The following is a 16429-nucleotide window of genomic DNA, read 5'->3' as shown; positions in this document are numbered from 1 at the left end:
TATCGAAACTCGATGAGCACCGAAAGCAGATGGCGTTCGTCAATCTCCCGAGTCACCATCGTCGAAAGCAGGCATGACAAGCAACATCGGCAAACACTTCGCCGATGCTGCTTGTTGAAACTTTTGCGGCGCTACTACGAGCGCCGCTTCTTGGGCTTTTCAGGAGCGGCTTCCTTGGCCTTGGCGAGGAAGTCGACCTGCTCGGCGATGATCTCGCAGCCGTAGCGATCGGTGCCGTTTTGATCGGTCCATTTCGTGTAGTGGATACGGCCCGTAACCATGATCATCGCGCCTTTCGCAACGTGCTCGGCGACGCACTTGCCGACGCCGTTGAAGCAGGTGATCCGGTGCCATTCGGTTTCGGTTTGACGGTTGCTCTCACTGTCCTTGAAGCTGCGGGTTGTGGCGAGCGATACGCTGGTGATCGCGGATCCCCACTGGGTGTTGCGGACTTCAGGATTGTTGCCAACGAAGCCGACGAGAGTGACGGTGTTCTTCATGAGATTGGACCTTTCGAAGCTGTTTGATCTGTCCAGGAGACCATCCCCGTGACTGAGCCCCGAAAGGACCGGGCACGGTCAGGTCTGCACCGAACGCAAGAGAGGGAAACGCCGCTCGAAGGAGTGGTGCGGGCAGCCGGTCTCCGACCGGCAACTCGGTCCGCACGAGTGCGCGTTGCAGCGCCTGTCCGGGTTCGGTCAGGGGCGTGTTTCAGTCTTGGAAGGGGATGAGTTTCTGGAGGGGGTAACGCCACAGCCAGAGCAGTCTAGTGACGAACCAGAGTGAGCTTCTTTGGCTGGCCTTGACCTGCCAAATCTGATCAGGCTCAACCTACATCGTGGTCTTGCCACAGCATCAAATGTGCATCCTCACCCGACGATCTGATGCGAGAAACTGGCGGGAATTGCAAAGCTAAAGATCGTGCTAAATGTTGTGGCGCGCTTGTTCACAAATGCCTGCACTTGGGGCAATCCGGACGTTCGCCCGCGACATGTCGAACGGCAGCTCGTGCCAGAAGCCGACGTTGAAACGTTCGCCCGACGGCATCCCAAACGGACAGAACCTGGGCCGTCAGCGGAATGGCGGCTTCTAGGCGACCTATCGCGAGACGCAGACGCTCTTCCAGACAGCCGTGCGCAATAACCGGCAGAACCCTAAAGCGGAGGGCAATATCGACGCTAGTGACCTGGCTGACCGCATCATTTATCGACTGACACATGATCGTTCGAGAATACGCATCCTGCGACGAGTGTGGGACAGTTCACGTCCTGCGGATAGGCATCGGTGCTGAGCCGGTTCAGGCTCATCATTTCGAGTGCCGGAACTGCGGCCAGGAAATGGGGGTCTCGCTCGAAGATAAGATCGGCATGTCGTTCGGCCCGAACGCCACGCGGGCGGCGCGCGATGACAGCGGGCCGGTGGTCAATCTACATCCCAGCTTCGTGTTTTCGAAGGAGGAGATTGGTAGTGCCGATGCTTTTCCGAGCATCGAGTTCGGCAGCAAGCTGATCGACGCGATGCTTGAGGCGCGCGCGCGGGTAGGCCTCTCAGAAGAATTCCCGTCGTTCTCGACCGACGCACCGCGAAGGGCCCGGGTCATAGAGGAATGGCCGCAACTCCGAGCGGGCTGGTCCCTAACCCGCAACGGTAAGCTGGATCTGGCCCAGAAGCGGATAGACGCGTTTGTCGGCACGGCAGGATATGAAGACACGCCAAACTCGATTCAGGACTGGATTTTCCAATTCATCGGCGACCTGACCCGCCCCTATTTTGAGCGGCTGTGGGAAGGGCTGTTCGAGCAGCTCTGGATCGCGGCTCAGAAGGACGACTTCGAGCGCTTCGTCGCCTATTACAGTACTGAACTGAGCGTGGCGCATGGACGCCGCTACTTTGAAATCTGCAAAACCTATCTCGGCGCCTTCGCAGAATTCTCACAGGTGCATCAGCTCGTCGCATCGAATATCGCCGTCGATGATTCTTATGTCGCCGCATCGTCCAACTTCGATCTCACGCGGATGTTTTACGGTAATGCGTTCGAGGCGTTCGGCGACAACATCGAAATTCTGACCGCGTTGAACAATCTGATTGAAGACCGGCCGTTCGACCAACTGCGCTCGATCACCTTCGACGCGTACCGGACGACTGATAAGGCCGGTCGCACTAAGGCGTTCGCTGACAACCCGGCGTTGGCCGCAATCGCCGGCGAATTCGACAACCAGCTGCGGAACGCCTCCCACCACGGCGGCATGACATTAGATCGCGGTACAGGCGTGATCGAGTATCGCGCCGGCAAGGGCGGTCAGGGCGATGCCGAGACGATCAGCTATGCAGCCTACCTCGCCCGTAGTTCCCGTCTGTTCATTCAGTTGTTGCTAGTTTTCCGGCTCGAGTTGCTGATCGCTAACAAGTTCGGCGCGCGCCTGCCGGTTTGAAGTCGTAGCCGCCGCCTGGGCGGATGCGGTCGATCACCAAGACGGCATCTTGAACAAGCGGCCGCTTTCGCCCTCATCATGCAGGAGCAGCACAATCTCATCCTCCTCGAAGAAGGGCTGGTCGGCCGGCCGTTTCGGCAGATCGGAATCGATTAGGGTGACGATTGATTGGATCCCCATGCCGGTGTAGCGCCGCAGGACGGAAATCAGCACTTCCTTCTTTCGGTCGTCTAGAGATTCCAGCACGCCGTCATGATAGGCGAAGCGGGGAAATGCCTCGCCAAGATGAGCGCGGATCAACGCGAGGTCGAACGCAACGCAGAGCAGCTTGCGGTAGCTGTGCCCGCGATCGGCGCTGGTGGCGTTGCCAGCTTCGTCCAACAGCTCGGCCTTGAACTCGAGGTGGCCGTTACGATTGACCGACACGTTGAGCAGCGCCTTGCTGTCGATGACCTCCTCCACGATCTCGTTGAAGTAGAGCCTGATCGTGGAAAATAGGCTGTGCGCATTCGCGCTCTTCGCCTCGACATCGGCCTCGATTGCGCTTTGCAGATGGATCTTCTCCTCCTGCAGCGAACGGATGTCGGCCCGTAGCTGCTGCAAGCGATGAACGAAATCGCGCTGCCGCTGGAGCGATTGGATGTCGGCGCGCAGCGTCACTAACTCACTGCTAAACCGCTTGTACTTCGCGAAGCTGTCGGTTTCACTAAGGAAGGCGAGCATCTCGGCACGGCGCTTGCCCAAGGCGGTAAGCTCGGCGTTGACCATCTTTAGCTCGACGTCAATGTCCGCGCGCTCCTCAACAAGATACCCTTGCCGCTCCTCGGTGATCGCCTTGTTGAAATCGATCAACTGCTGGAAGTCGCGCTTGATCTGCCCTCCGAACATGACGCCAGCCTCTTTGAACAGCTCGGCAGCCTCATCGGGATTGAAAAGGATCTGATCGTCCTGCAGCGAAGCGACGATCTTCTTGCGGTTGGCCATCAGCGAGTAGCGGCGCGCATTGAGCAACGCGATCCGTTCATCGACCTTGTCGACCAAGAGCCTAGTCTCGGATTTGTCCTCGCTGCGGAAATCGAAGGCGTCGAGCAGCGCCTGCTTCTTCTCGACCTCTCGCGTTTTCAGGAGGAGGATGCCGTCAAGCTTGCCGGCGTCCTCAATGGCCCCGCCGCCGAGCTCCTGCCGGATGGTCGCGGACTTGCCCTCCATCTCGGCTAGTGCCGCTTCCTTGGCATAGTGCTCGCCGATGAGCGCAGCATCGAAGCCCAGAATATGCGCGAGAAATGGCTTCCAGTCGGCGTGCGAGTTGGCGAAGCGGCGCAGGTGGAAAACGTCACTGAAATCTTCCTGCGAGCGAAGGAAGTAACCGAGCCCCTTGCGGTAGTGCCACGGTTTGAGCGCACGCCAGTCGAGATAGCTGTCCAGTAGCTCCCGCGCCCGCTCGAACGGGACGTCGATATGGTCCCAGTCACGATCAGGCAGGTCGGAGAAATCCTGATGGCGTGCGACATGCTTCTTGAAGGCGATCCGGCTATGCCCAGCGACACTCCGGCGCACCGTGACGTAAGTGCCGTCGAGCAACTCTACCTCAAGGAAGAACACGAATTCCCCAAACCGATCCTCGTGCCGGAAGAGGAAGAAGTTTTGATCCCTGCCGGCCAGAAACCCGAAGTCGAGCAGCCGGCCGAGCGTCGTCTTGCCAAGATTGTGCGTGTCCCGATCTTGGTTCTCCGGCAGGCGGATTTCCGCCAAGACCACATTCAGCTCAGGCGTGAACTCGACGGCGGCGAAGCGATCCGGCTGGTCGGTGTAGAGCTTAGACGGCTTCATTCAGGCCAACATATTCGAACGAGTCGGTCTTGGAATGATAAACGACGAGGCCCAACAGAAATAGGAAATTGAGCGAGGGCAGGAACAGCACGTCACCGCCCAACACGCTCTTACGCGCATACGCAAGCAGCGAGCTATAATCTGCAAGCCGTTTCGCCTTTAGCCGCTTCAACAACAGCATCGCGACATTGACGACCGTGCGGTCGGGATGGGCGTGCTTGCTAGGCCGCAACATCGTCCGCTCCAAGACCGATGTCGCAGTTCCAGTACATGTAGAAGACGACCGCTCGGGTCAGCCTCTTGTGCTGCCGGAGCACCGGGTCGCGGTCGAACAGCAAATCGACCAGATAATTCATCACTGCGTCGAAATTCTGATACTCCTTGCGCTTCGCGACGATCTTCAGCTCGAATTCGTCAACTGCCGTCTCATAGGCCTTCAGGATATGTTGGTTCTCCGGTGCGGCGAGAAAGGCGCGGATCTGGGCGGTGTCCTTGAGGTAACGCCGGCGCTGCAGCTTCGCATATTCGGGCGTCATCTGGTTGAGAACGTTTTTCACCTCATAGGGCGTCCGCACCTCCGGCGGCGCGTCGATCGTTTCCTCGATCAGTGCGCTGTGCGTCGCGAACGCCTCGACAACCTGAGCAAGCTCGTCAGGCGAAACGATCAGTGGCGAATCGACCGGATCGAGATTGGCGAGCTTGGCGGCGTCCGGAAATTGCTTCAGCCAAGACTCGAGCTGCTCGATACCGCACAGATAGATCGAGCTTTCAGGCAGGCCGGTCGCTTCCGCCAGATGGGTCGTGATAGCTTGCTCGGCGTTGCCGGCGAGCCTGCGATTCGAGAAGAGCATATAATGATCGAGCTGGCTGGCCTCGCGCAGTTTTTTGACGCGTGAAACTTCGTCTCCGATGACCGTTTTTTCGGATTTGGTGCTGTAGAACTCGGCTTCAGAAAAGCTCTTATTGTACCCATTGGTATGCTTCGCCTGGACGATCACGGTGCCAACCCATGGGCCCGCGGTACTCGGAAACAGCTGAGCGGTCCCGACGAACTTCGCGTCGCGGCCACCATCCGGACCCTTCGCAAAGCCCTTCACGCCGACGCCGAGTAGGTAGCGGCAAAGGAGGACGATTAGCGCCTCGAACTGATCGTCTCCCAAGTCTTCATAACGATACATCATGTTGACGCGCACATCGGTGGCGGATTTACCGGCATTTCCCAACGGCAAAAATGATGACCTGTGCTCTCCATAGATTCTCCTTCTATCCTAACAGCGCGTCGCGCCAAGCGTCATTTCGGTGGTCGCAGCAGACGAGTTACTCGCCTCTCGTTTGATTGCACGAATGGACGCGTTCAGGCGCAGCAACTGTCGGTCTGGATGACCGATATCGGGGCGCGTAGCCAACACGCTTGGGATGTCGATCAGGCCATTGGAGGTCGCGGCAGGCCCAGATCATCAAGCCACTCGTCGAGAAGGGTCTTTGATTTCAGGAAAAGCGCGGCGAAGACAAACAGCGCCGGAAAGGGAACATCCTCGATACGATAAAGATGGGTCCGGTAGGTCGCATCCTGTGCTTTGCCGTGCTGGAGCGTGTTCGCCATACGCGCCGCGCGGTCGGCGCCACGATAAACGTTGATGGCGAGATCGAGATGGGCGAGGCGCGCGTTGCCCTTCGGCGTGCCGGACGGCGCATGGGTGTCAAGATGGATGCAGCGGCCGATCATCAGCCCATTGGGATCATCCTCGCGGGGAAGCTCCTCGATCATCATCGAGAGATAATCCTCGCGGCGCCGGGTCGCGATCACCTCCAGCTTGCGTATCTCGCGGACATGGTAATCACGATACTGCGCCATGTCGGCCTTGGGATTGCAATCCTCGAGCAGATAGGCGGCGAAAGTGTCCATGCGTGGTGGCAGCGAGAGCTGTGCCATCCAGGTCGGATCAGCCGGTGCGATGGCGACTTCCTCCAGGCGCATCAAGGGCTGGTCTGCGGACCAGAAATGCGGATCGAGACGCACGAAGCGCGGCGCATGTGGGTAGAGCTGCCGCGCCATGGCCGGGATCGTGCGGTGAAGGGAACCGGCTAGTCGGCCATAGCCGGGGTTGAGCGCGAAGAGCTCGCTTTCCTCGATGGGCCGGATATCCTTCTCATCGATCAGCTCCAGATCGGACACGCCTTGGCCTTTCCCGTCTGCCGGTATTGTGCACCGGATCTTCGCGAACAGGGATGGGGAACCCTGAAAGAGCGGATGATCCCTGGAATAAAGCTCGCAGCTGCGCTCGAGCGACAGGTTGGTAAGTTCGTAGGCGATGTCGAAATAGAAGAGCCACCAGGCAAGTCGGCGGTCCGCTCCGGCTCGTTGGAAATAGCCGATCTCGAGGTAGCCCTGCCGTAACGTCATTTCCTCCTGCGTGGCGACCATCGCGCGCAGGGAGACGCAATCTTCTGCATCGGGGTCTCCGACGAGGCCATCGATGTAAAGCTCGAGCTGATCGCCATGCCCTGCGGCCGCCTCCACGGCATATCGCCGGACCGCCAGCGCATAGTCATCGATCGAAATCACATCTCAGTCCCTACGAGGTGACCATATATAGCAAGATACAGGGTCATCACTAGGCCGGCGTGCCGAACGGCGAGCTGCTCACGGGCGGAACCGGCATAGCGTCCGCCGCCTCGGCGAGCAGATAGTTGATATAGCTGCGGGTGAGGTTGCAGTAGAGATGCGCCTCCTTGAGCGTCGGCGAGACGTCGGTCGCCAATTGGGTACCGTGACGCACGCCGCCGCCTGTGGGCGATGAGAGAAAGCCATGCATCTTCGTCATCCAGCCCAAAGCCTCGGCAAGCGGGCCGCCACGGTGGTGGTTGCGCAGATTGCGGATGATATCGTTGAAATATTTGCCCTCGATAGTGCCGGTCCCGGTATCCAAGCCTTGGAAGGCGGTGGCGACCGTCTCAAGCAGCCAGAGGATCTCCTGGACGGCAGGTCGCGGGCGTTGCTCGAGGAGCAGACGATCCGCTTGATCGAGCGATGCGTGGATCAATTCCATGGCCTGCTCGCCAATGGATCGCTGTGGTGTCTGGACCGGGATCGGGGTCTGAGGATTGCGAGGCAAGAGCTCAGGCGGTCGCACCTCGAAGGGGACGTCGTGCTCGAAGAGGATCTGGTTGATGATGTCGACGTCGGGCAGGCCAATGGTGGAATGCTCGCGATGGACCTGCTCGCAACCGTCCCAGAAGGCGGCGATGAAGGTCGCGGCATTGTCGGCCGCGCCGCTCATGGCATTGTGGAGGTCACCCACCGCCCAGCTCTCACTGGAACTCCAACTGGCGCCGCCGTTGAACTTCGCCTTGAAGAGCTCGAGGATTTCCCAGGTGGATTCGGCCTGCGTAGCGATCGTATGGATGAGCGAGTTGAAGGCATTGACGGCCTGCTGGTTCAGTTCGCCCGGCGATCCGAAACGCCATTTTGTCGGCATGGTAAGACTCACGGGCAGGCCCTCTGCTGCGTTCACGCCGACTATAGGCTATTGGTTCACCAAAGAAACGATAGTGCTTATGTGAAATAAGCTAGGCCCCTGTCACAGCGCGATGGAGGATCCAGCGCGCTTCTGTCTAACAGGCGCGGATCCTCACCCGGCGATAGGATCGACGCGAGGATCTTTCGCACCGATGTATATGAACGAAGAACTGGCATTGCATCGTCCTAAACAATTTCAATTAGGCGCATTCCTGCCCGGCACCTTGATCGCAAGCGAATGTCTGGTTTCGGCTAAAACAGACACTGCCCCAACCGTATCTGAACGGCGAATTTTGGTCGGGGACTGCCGGTTCTAAACCATATGGACGTATCGACCGTGGACGCCTTAATAGCGGCCATCTACACACTCAGGCGAGGTAGTCGGAAGCTGCCCTTCATTCATGCCCAGCCGACGGCAGTAATTTGAATCTATGCCGAGCTTCCGGTCTTGGCTTGCGACACCCGGACAACAGCCGGTCGCCTCACGATTCGATTGTGTTGAAAGTCCGCTGCCGGTTTGCGCCAGCTTTAATAGAATGCAGATGCCCGATTGTTGCCGGAAACTGGCCACGGACCGTCCCGTCCGACTTTTTCAATATTGCGGACATTCGACGGAACGGCCAACTGATAGGCAAACTACAAGGGTCGCAGATCCTGCAGCAAGTGGAGCTTGAATCCGACAATGAAAATCTTCGTCAGCAGTGTGATGAACGGGTTCCAGGAGTTTCGGGAGGCGGCGTTCGCAGCTATCCGGAGCCTCGACCACGACGTCGTTCGGGCAGAAGATTTTCCTGCTTCGACCACATCCTCGCGCGTCGCCTGCCTACAGGGAGTGCGCGAAGCGGATCTAGTCGTACTGATCTTGGGTGAGCGCTACGGCTGGTCCGAGACTCATTCCGGTCTATCGCCGACTCACGAGGAATTCCGCGAAGCGGTTAACGAGGGAAAGGTCATCTCTTTCGTACAGACAGGCGTCACTTGCGAGCCGGCGCAGCAGGCGTTCGTCGAAGAGGTCGAAAACTATGATACCGGGATGCATCGTGGCAGGAATTTCGTTACGCCTGAGGACTTGCGGACCGAGGTGACACGCGCGCTTGCGCGCCACCAGCTCTCGGCGGCGACTGCTCCCGTTGACGTTACGATGATGGTCGATGTCGCACGCCGACTGATACCTGACGAAGAACGCGGGCTTGTCCGGATGACCGGACCGCTTCTCCATCTTGCCATTGCCGGAGGACCCACACAGACGATTATCCGTCCGAGTGAGATCGAGGATAACGCGCTCATGGACGGCATAATCGCCGACCTGTCCGCCCCCTCTGGCTATTTCTCCTATCGGCGCCGGACCGAACCGCGTCTTGAAAACGGTGCACTGCTTATCGAGCAGGAGAACGGTGCAATGTTCCGCATCGACGAGGCCGGAGCGATGCTCCTATCGGTCCCGATCGAGCAGGCGTCCGGGCACATCCAACCGCTGATCGAAGAGAACGTTTCCGTAGCCATCGAGAAGGCTTTTTCGTTCGCCGACCGGATGCTTGAGAAGTTCGACCGTACGCAGAAGCTCACCCGCATTGTCATAGCGGCCGACATCAGGATGAGTGGAGTATTCGGGTGGCGGACGGCTCGTGAGCAGGCGGCGAGCCCGGATTCCATTCAGGTTGGCATGAACAGTTCGGCCTCTGGACCAGTCATGCTCAATCCTCCTGACCGGACGCGGATGGCGCTGCGGGTCGAACATACGCGCCTTACCGAAGATCTGCTCGCCCTTCTCCGGCGACGATACCGAAGCTGACCGATCGCTCAGGCACAGGAGCGAACGACACACAGTCGACCGTAACGTATCTAAGCAATCGAACTCCAGATCTCCTCACCTGATGACAGATTTTAATCCATCGAGATCGGCGTGGTCTGGTAGATCGGCGAGCTGTGCGCTCCTGAGTGGCTAATCCCTTTCGGGTACCGGGGTTTTCCAAAGCTCTACGATGTCGTCACCAATTCGCTTGGTGATCGACCATTGGCGAAAACCAATTGGCGCGTCATCATCCCCGATTGCATCTAGCGGGAGCGGAAATGGCATTGTGTCACCAAACCCATCATGAAGGGGAGAGGTCGTGAGACATGTCTTACCGCCTGACACTGTAATTGCACCAAGATGCTCCGCCGCGCGGCAATTGAAGCCAGATCGGAGGTCAACGGCGAGATTCACGTCTCGGAACAAAACTCCACGTATTGGCGACCCCATCTCAATGCTAAAATGACGAAAAGCCTTATTACCGTCCAGCGGGATAATGATCAGAGATTTGCCATCACCCTCAATGAGGGAATGGCCAATTTGTGAGTGTTGGGGGATGAAATATCCGAAACCCGTCGCATTCCTGTCCAGCCTTACAAGTTCCAGCCCATCCAGCGGAATGTGTCGATCTTCAATTCGGTAAAACGTCATGGCCATCCTCCTATCACCATAACCGCAGCGATTTCCAAGGCATTAGCATCGCACCTGGAGCCAGATAAGCTGACGTAATAAGGCAATTTGCTCTCCGGTAGCTTTTGGTTGAGCGCTGCCGCCTTTTACGCCGGCAATGGCTCGGCAAGAGCCGCCTTGATAGCTGACGTTGAACCTAACAAGTTGAAGCCCCGTTAGCTGCCATAGGTTCATATCAGGAACCGTAGAAGTCCGATCCACAAATGCCGCGGCCATCGCGCATTCCGCCAACTTTTCCCCATATGTTCCGCCATCTGACTTGCATGAGATCTGAAGGCGTTACACATTGGCGTTCATCAAAGAGCGGACGTAAAGTCGGAGGAAAACTTCTCAGATGGCAAGATGTACTGCACCAAGTGAAGGTCATCGATCAGCGAGCGCCGCAGCCAACTGCCCTGCATGCCGTGACCGCTCGCGATACGGATACGGCTACAGCAGTGGCGGATACTCAGCACCTTCCTATTCATCCCCCTCTTATTCTTCCACAGGAGGCACCGGAGCCGGTCGGAGTAGCGGTGGCGGGACCAGCCGTGTGAGGGCAAGTTGGTCGAAACCCGGCTCGGGGGTTTTCTACTCCTCCGCGGAAGTGCGTGAACTCACCCCAGTCCGCACCAACGTAGAAAGTCTAGCCGCGAAGCGGCCGGATCTCCGTGATGTCTTCCTCTGCCATGCTTGGGATGACCGACAGGCAGCTGCCAAGGAACTGAACGACCTTCTTGAGGCACAAGGCGTTCGGGTCTGGTTCAGCGAGAAGGACATTGGCCTAGGCGAGCCTTTTATGCGCTCTATCGACAAAGGCTTAGCAAATTCGCGAGTTGGGATCGTACTGGTCACTCCCGCAATGCTGAAAACCCTTCCTAAGGGGGGTGTCGCTGACAAAGAACTTTCTGCGCTCTTGGCGGGTGAGCGGCTGGTGCCCATCGTGCACCAGACAACCTATGACGCTCTCCGCGAAGTAAGCCCCCTTCTTGCCTCGCGGAATGGCCTCAACACGGCAGACGACACGATGGCAGGGGTGGCAGCGAAGCTCGCCGACTTGGTGATAGTCTGAAGCTAGTTAGCGCTGATAGGATTGCCTATGTCTGTTCTGGACATCCCCCTTCGAAAAGCTTTGCAATTGTTTTACGGGAGCGAACCGGTGCGGCGATCGGTTCTGAAGAAAGACATTCGGCTTGATCGCAAAAAAGATGCTGGAGGTACAAGAAGTCAAGGTGGAGATTTTTATCTTCCATTTTGGTCGGATGTAAAAAAACATATATCGGGCGATGGCGATCTGGCAGAAATGACTTCTGTTCGCATAGCGTCAAATAACAGTTTCAAGCGCTTGTACCCTTTGTTGAAAGATGGCGTTCTGGAACTGCTAAGTGCGAAATTACGCTGGTCAAACGAACCCGTCGAGATCATCCCAAAGAGCGTACATGGTAACCTGAAGATTGAAGAGATAGGCGCTGTAGTTCGCGTACGCGACGCCCTTAACGCTCGCGTAAGAGAAAAATATACACGCGTCGTATATCCTTACTTTAGTGAGGAGCCTGCTCTTTCTGAAGAAGCTGGAAGGTTAGGTTTATGGGCAATGCAACAAGCCCTGCCAAACTTAAATCCGAGTGACATGCGTCTTATTGACCCTCTTCGTAGGGCATTTTTTTCTCCGGAAATTACGCCGCTGAATGGTGACGAGGAATCCATATTTATCTATAAGTACAGGTCATTGATCGTTGAATGGGAGCGCCTTAAGCATGAATGAGGCTGTGGCGCGAAGCTGAACTCCCGAATTGAATTTTCACATTCGTCAACAGAGCTGACGTTCCGGTCGCCGTATGCCTTCCTTAAAAGCTGACGTTTGTTTAGTGAAGCTGGGTGCGTGACCGGGCTACATCCCGAACGCCCTTGTGATCGCTGCCGGGGAACGACCTCTTGAAGTCGAGCGTCCGGCTCTCACTGCGTCCGAACGTCACCAAGGCGGTGATATCGTCGAGGCTGATCTGGTCTAAAGCGCGGTCGATCATATCTTCGCATAGCATCTAGTCGAAACGGACCGAAGTCGGACAGGGGCGGTAAAAGTAACATGAAAGTCCAAGCTGCCGCCTCGGTACGACAGGAAAATGCCAAGCGTGTCGCCGGCGGCGCGGCGACCGGCGGCGGCATGAACTTTCAGGCGGCGGTCACGGCGATCTGTTTCGTTCGCATGGCCCGCGGCTCATCCCTCACCTGGCTCGACGGGTTGACGCAGCATATTCCGGTCGCCGTCTCTGCGGAAACCGGTGGTCCCGGCGACGACATTCGCGTGGATCTCGCGGGCGGCAAAACCATCGAGATCCAGGTCAAGCGCGGCCTAAAGAAGGGCAAGGACCTGTGGCAGGCCATCACGAGCCTGGCGCAAGGCCTGACCGACGGCGAAATCGATTTCGGTGTCCTGGCTGTTTGCCCCAGCAGCAGCCAGACGCTGCGCCGCGAACTCGCCCGCGATATACGCCGTCTCGGCGATGGCCTGACCGATGGGATGAGCGTCATCGGGCGCGATCTCATGGCCAAGCTCGAAGCGGCGGGGCTTGAACCTCGGATTGTCTGCAGTAGGCTTCGCTTGGTCACCATCTCGGCGCTGGCGGGCACCGACGCGGGATCGATCGATGCGGCCAAGGCCGAGCTAGGCCATATCTGCGCGCACCGCGATCAGATCGACAACGCCTGGCTGGCGCTCGAAATCGATGCCCACACCCTGATCGAGCGTCGCGGGCGGCGCGACCTCACCGCTATCGTGCAGTGCCTTCGCGCCAGGCAGATCACGCTCACGAACGACCATGGCGCGGGTCCGGCTGTGCTGCTCGAACGCCTGACCCACTGGAATTTCGAGGCCGAGGCGACCTTTTCGATCGTCGGAAGTCGTAAGCGGCTCGAGATCGATCGCGACTGGATTGCCCTGACCGCTCTGGTGCGCAGGGACGCCGCCAAACCGGAAACAGATGGCGGCGACCTCGCCGATGCGCTCAAGGCCTATCATGACTGGGAGCGGCTTTCCGGGGACCGCGACAGCCAGTCGGCCAATCCGGAAACGCTCGGTCGATTCGTCAAGCGAGGCGTTATTGTGGCCGGACCCGGCCTCGGCAAATCCACGCTGCTGAAACGGATCGTGCGGCGCTACAGCGAAGACGGGATCCCGGTCCTCAGAGTTCGTCTAGCCAGCGTCGCGGCGAGCATGCGCGGGGGTATGCCGTTCGAAGATGCGGTGTTCCGGCACGGCTTGGACGGCAGCGGCCTGATAGCCAACGAAGTGAGGCGCGCCAGCTGGTCCAACTGGCTGCTCTTGGGCGATGGCCTCGACGAATGCGGCGACTTGCAGCACGAGGTGGCCGAAGGAGTCGAACGGTTCGCGCGGGGCTATCCGGCGAGCAGGATTCTCGTGACGACGCGGCCGGTCGGATACCGCGCGGCGCATTTTGCCGAATGGCGCCACTACGATCTAATGCCCCTCGACCCCTCGCATTCAGCCAGGCACGTCGCCGCATTGCTGGAGGCGCTGTCCGACGAACATCAACAGTGCGGATTTGGCAAGATCGCCACCGATCAGTTGAAGAACCGAGAAATCCGCGAAATCGTCGGGCGGACACCGCTCCTCCTCGGAATGGCGGCAGCAGTCCTGGCGAGCGGCCGCGATCTTGGTTCGACGCGGGAGACCCTGTTCGAACAGATCTTCGCGCTCGTCGACGATATCCCGCGCCGTTCGCTCTCCAAGCCGGCTGGCGATGCCTTGCTCAATCGGATGCTCGATATCCTGGCCTGGCATCTGACGGCTCAGCCCCTGCTGCCGTTCCGGGAAATGGAACGGCTCTGTGCCGCCGATCTCGCGGCGGAGACGGGCGATCCTGTCCTGAAGGCGGCCGACCTCGCGCAGTCCACATTGGCCTATTGGGAAGACGCAGGTCTCATCGAGCGCGTCGGCTCCGGCACGGTCCAAGTCTACGGCTTCATTCACAAGAGCCTCGGCGAGTTCGCTGCGGCACGTCGACTTTGTGAGTTGCCGGAACCGAGGCAACTCGAAGCGCTACCGCAATGCATGGCCGACGGCGCCTGGAACGAGGTGCTGCGTTTTGCAGGCCTGCGGGGCCCCGCAGACCAAGTAGCAGCGCAGATCGTCGGCTTGCCCGCTCAAAGCCCGAACCATGCGGACAAGCTCGCTTACGGTGCCCGCCTTCTTGCCGAAGTGCCCGAACGAATAACGGCCACCACGCGCGGACGCCTTTTGGCCCGAATCTTCGAACTGGTCGCAGAGAACCGCGAACCGAAGACGGCGCGACTTGGCATGTCGCTCATCGCGGTCGCCAAGCTTTTCCCGGATGACATCGCCCGCCTCGCGGCAAGCGTTCGTCATACGCCGCATGTCTGGGCGAAGCTCGTTTCCTGGAACTGCCTCGCGGCTGCAGGGCCACAGTTCTATGAAATCGACGATCTGGTCACCTCGATCGAAACCGCGATCTCGGCCGGGTCCATCGGCATGGAGCCCAGCCTGGGTGGCGGCATGATGCTGCGCGGGGGCGAGTCAGGCGCCCTGTCGGCCGAACTGGCGGTCGTCGCTGCCCTGGACATCGCGGCCCGCTGCGACCGGGCGGCGGCCGAAACCGTGATCAGCCGGATCTTCAATCTGCACATGCAGCACAACTCTGACTTCGTCAGGCGCGCCCAAGCGCTCATCGACCAGGAAGGCTGGAACGTCACTATCGAGCGCGAACCCAGAACCTTCAAAGGCTTTGAGCTGGAAGGTGACTGGGACAAGGCCCAGCTGCGCGGCGACCAGTTCATATTGAGCGCGCTGGCGGGAGATGAAATCGAAGAAGCAGAATTTAACGAGTTCACGCGCCTCCTCAATCTCAGCGCCTTCGTGCAGATGAGCAAGATGTCGGAAGTGCCCGCATCGGATGTCTGGGCCTGGACGAGGACTTTCGATACCGCGTCGGCGACGCACCTGATCCAAATCTTTGCCGCCATCAGTGGGATCGATCTGGCAGACCTACGCAGCGAGGCCGCCCGCGCGAAATTCATCCTCCAGGCCTCGGAGCAAAAGCCTGAGAGCGAGCGATGGCCCTTCCGGCTGCTGCACCTGCTCGAAACCGTCGATCCGCCCGCGCCCGACTGGAAAGCGGCGCGCGGGCGCAATGCCGATTTTGCCATGATCGAAGCCGCCACCTATCATCCGTCTCGCTGGGTCGTCTGGATCGCGGCGAACCTGCTCGAGAACGGCCTGGACGAAACCGAACTGGAGGCCTGCGTCGAGCGCTTGTATCGCGATGGGCAAGGCCTGACGCTCTGGGCCGCTGCGGGCATGGCAAGCGAACTGCCGGCCGCGACCGGTATTTGGCTGACCTTGACGCAGCTCGCGCGTCCGCTTCGCCGCGGTTCGCAGTACATGTTTGCGCAACTCTCCGGCTGGAGCGCGCCGCTCACACCGGAGCTAATGGGCGTGCTTGAGGCGGGCCTGTTCGCGGATGAAGTCCAGATCGCCTGCGCCGCGGCGGACCTCGCCGAGCATTTCGCCAAGCAATCCTTCGAAACCTTCGCGGCAATGGGCGGGACGGCGCTGGTCGACCGCGCCTGGCAGCACTGGCTCGAACATGAGGAACCCTATCCGCAATCCGGGGGGCCGATCCCGAACAGTCCGCGGGCCGCACTGACGCGCGCGCTGATTTCGCTTGGCGAAGACAGCGACGTGATTGATTGTGCGCGCAGCGATAGTCGCTCCGACGTGCGGGACATCGCAAAAGCCCGGTTCCGAGAACTGGTCCTGGCTACACCCGAGGCCGTCGATGCCTTTCTAACCGACATAGAGAACGCAAAGTTGCCGCCGCATGATTTGGCCGCAATACTGAGGCAAGAATCGGAACTGACGCCCAGACAGATCGAGCGGATCGAGGCGTTTCTGGGCTCGCCTTTGGATAGTCTGCGGTTTAACGCCATGGGCATCCTCAACGCTTGCTACCTCACGGACGAAGCGATCGCCGCGCACGCAGAGCGGCTTCATCTGGATCCGAACCGGCAAGTCAGCGAACGCGCGGCAGGCCTTCGGCGCTAGTGCATACTTGCTAGCCGAACCTCGCCTGAAAAGTTGCCATCCACTTGCTCAGACGAGGCCGTCGGGAGCTGCCCTTCATCCAAGCCCAGCCAAAAGGGGATAAT

13 protein-coding genes are annotated in these 16429 nt (G+C 59.0%); 5 read left to right on the top strand and 8 right to left on the bottom strand.

Annotated features, from left to right (window positions below; translation table 11 throughout):
* Nucleotides 1-134: 134 nt before the first annotated feature.
* Nucleotides 135-500: a single-stranded DNA-binding protein gene (locus OVA07_RS01065; RefSeq protein ID WP_268169617.1), complete on the bottom strand. Its 366-nt coding sequence runs from the start codon at nt 498-500 to the stop codon at nt 135-137.
* A gap of 717 nt (nt 501-1217) precedes the next feature.
* Here OVA07_RS01065 and OVA07_RS01060 point away from each other — a divergent pair.
* Nucleotides 1218-2432 carry a hypothetical protein gene (locus tag OVA07_RS01060; protein ID WP_268169616.1) on the top strand — a complete coding sequence of 405 codons (1215 nt, stop codon included), beginning with the start codon at nt 1218-1220 and terminating at the stop codon, nt 2430-2432.
* Nucleotides 2433-2465: 33 nt separating this feature from the next.
* Here OVA07_RS01060 and OVA07_RS01055 read toward each other — a convergent pair whose 3' ends face one another.
* The 5 genes from OVA07_RS01055 to OVA07_RS01035 form a co-directional block, all read right to left on the bottom strand.
* On the bottom strand, nt 2466-4262 hold the full coding sequence (locus OVA07_RS01055; protein WP_268169615.1) for a DUF2326 domain-containing protein: 1797 nt from the start codon (nt 4260-4262) through the stop codon (nt 2466-2468).
* On the bottom strand, nt 4249-4497 hold the full coding sequence (locus OVA07_RS01050) for an ABC-three component system middle component 8 (protein ID WP_268169614.1): 249 nt from the start codon (nt 4495-4497) through the stop codon (nt 4249-4251). Before OVA07_RS01050 ends, OVA07_RS01055 begins: the two co-directional genes overlap by 14 nt.
* Nucleotides 4484-5443, bottom strand: coding sequence for an ABC-three component system protein (locus tag OVA07_RS01045; protein ID WP_268169613.1), 960 nt, complete (start codon nt 5441-5443; stop codon nt 4484-4486). The genes OVA07_RS01050 and OVA07_RS01045 overlap by 14 nt, the downstream gene beginning before the upstream one ends.
* Nucleotides 5444-5685: 242 nt before the next feature.
* Nucleotides 5686-6828, bottom strand: a complete 1143-nt coding sequence (locus OVA07_RS01040) for a hypothetical protein (RefSeq protein WP_268169612.1) — start codon at nt 6826-6828, stop codon at nt 5686-5688.
* Nucleotides 6829-6877: 49 nt separating this feature from the next.
* Complete coding sequence (locus OVA07_RS01035) at nt 6878-7741, bottom strand: hypothetical protein (protein ID WP_268169611.1); 864 nt, start codon at nt 7739-7741, stop codon at nt 6878-6880.
* A 723-nt stretch (nt 7742-8464) separates the two neighbouring features.
* On the opposite strand from OVA07_RS01035, the gene OVA07_RS01030 reads away from it, so the two are divergent.
* A complete protein-coding gene (locus tag OVA07_RS01030) occupies nt 8465-9574 on the top strand; it encodes a DUF4062 domain-containing protein (protein WP_268169610.1) in 1110 nt (369 codons plus the stop codon).
* 150 nt (nt 9575-9724) lie between these two features.
* Here the strand turns inward: OVA07_RS01030 and OVA07_RS01025 are convergent, their stop codons facing one another.
* Complete coding sequence (locus OVA07_RS01025; RefSeq protein ID WP_268169609.1) at nt 9725-10225, bottom strand: hypothetical protein; 501 nt, start codon at nt 10223-10225, stop codon at nt 9725-9727.
* Nucleotides 10226-10850: 625 nt separating this feature from the next.
* Between OVA07_RS01025 and OVA07_RS01020 the strand changes: the two genes are divergently transcribed.
* Together OVA07_RS01020 and OVA07_RS01015 are read left to right on the top strand one after the other, a co-directional pair.
* Entirely contained in the window at nt 10851-11315 is a 465-nt protein-coding gene (locus tag OVA07_RS01020; protein WP_268169608.1) for a toll/interleukin-1 receptor domain-containing protein, read from the top strand.
* 27 nt (nt 11316-11342) lie between these two features.
* A complete protein-coding gene (locus OVA07_RS01015; protein ID WP_268169607.1) occupies nt 11343-12008 on the top strand; it encodes a hypothetical protein in 666 nt (221 codons plus the stop codon).
* 100 nt (nt 12009-12108) lie between these two features.
* Here the strand turns inward: OVA07_RS01015 and OVA07_RS01010 are convergent, their stop codons facing one another.
* Nucleotides 12109-12270: a hypothetical protein gene (locus OVA07_RS01010; RefSeq protein ID WP_268169606.1), complete on the bottom strand. Its 162-nt coding sequence runs from the start codon at nt 12268-12270 to the stop codon at nt 12109-12111.
* Between the two features lie 59 nt (nt 12271-12329).
* Here OVA07_RS01010 and OVA07_RS01005 point away from each other — a divergent pair, with 59 nt between their 5' ends.
* Nucleotides 12330-16325 carry an NACHT domain-containing protein gene (locus OVA07_RS01005; protein WP_268169605.1) on the top strand — a complete coding sequence of 1332 codons (3996 nt, stop codon included), beginning with the start codon at nt 12330-12332 and terminating at the stop codon, nt 16323-16325.
* Nucleotides 16326-16429 lie beyond the last annotated feature (104 nt).

It is taken from the genome of Novosphingobium sp. SL115, from assembly GCF_026672515.1.
Taxonomy (GTDB): domain Bacteria; phylum Pseudomonadota; class Alphaproteobacteria; order Sphingomonadales; family Sphingomonadaceae; genus Novosphingobium.
Note: the sequence above shows the minus strand (reverse complement) of the source record. Positions and strands in the feature narration are given on the sequence as shown.

Bases quoted from the DNA above. Each gene is read 5' to 3' on its own strand.
- OVA07_RS01065 (WP_268169617.1), bottom strand. From the start codon at position 500: ATGAAGAACACCGTCACTCTCGTCGGCTTCGTTGGCAACAATCCTGAA.
- OVA07_RS01060 (WP_268169616.1), top strand. From the start codon at position 1,218: ATGATCGTTCGAGAATACGCATCCTGCGACGAGTGTGGGACAGTTCAC.
- OVA07_RS01055 (WP_268169615.1), bottom strand. From the start codon at position 4,262: ATGAAGCCGTCTAAGCTCTACACCGACCAGCCGGATCGCTTCGCCGCC.
- OVA07_RS01050 (WP_268169614.1), bottom strand. From the start codon at position 4,497: ATGTTGCGGCCTAGCAAGCACGCCCATCCCGACCGCACGGTCGTCAAT.
- OVA07_RS01045 (WP_268169613.1), bottom strand. From the start codon at position 5,443: ATGATGTATCGTTATGAAGACTTGGGAGACGATCAGTTCGAGGCGCTA.
- OVA07_RS01035 (WP_268169611.1), bottom strand. From the start codon at position 7,741: ATGCCGACAAAATGGCGTTTCGGATCGCCGGGCGAACTGAACCAGCAG.
- OVA07_RS01030 (WP_268169610.1), top strand. From the start codon at position 8,465: ATGAAAATCTTCGTCAGCAGTGTGATGAACGGGTTCCAGGAGTTTCGG.
- OVA07_RS01025 (WP_268169609.1), bottom strand. From the start codon at position 10,225: ATGACGTTTTACCGAATTGAAGATCGACACATTCCGCTGGATGGGCTG.
- OVA07_RS01015 (WP_268169607.1), top strand. From the start codon at position 11,343: ATGTCTGTTCTGGACATCCCCCTTCGAAAAGCTTTGCAATTGTTTTAC.
- OVA07_RS01010 (WP_268169606.1), bottom strand. From the start codon at position 12,270: ATGATCGACCGCGCTTTAGACCAGATCAGCCTCGACGATATCACCGCC.
- OVA07_RS01005 (WP_268169605.1), top strand. From the start codon at position 12,330: ATGAAAGTCCAAGCTGCCGCCTCGGTACGACAGGAAAATGCCAAGCGT.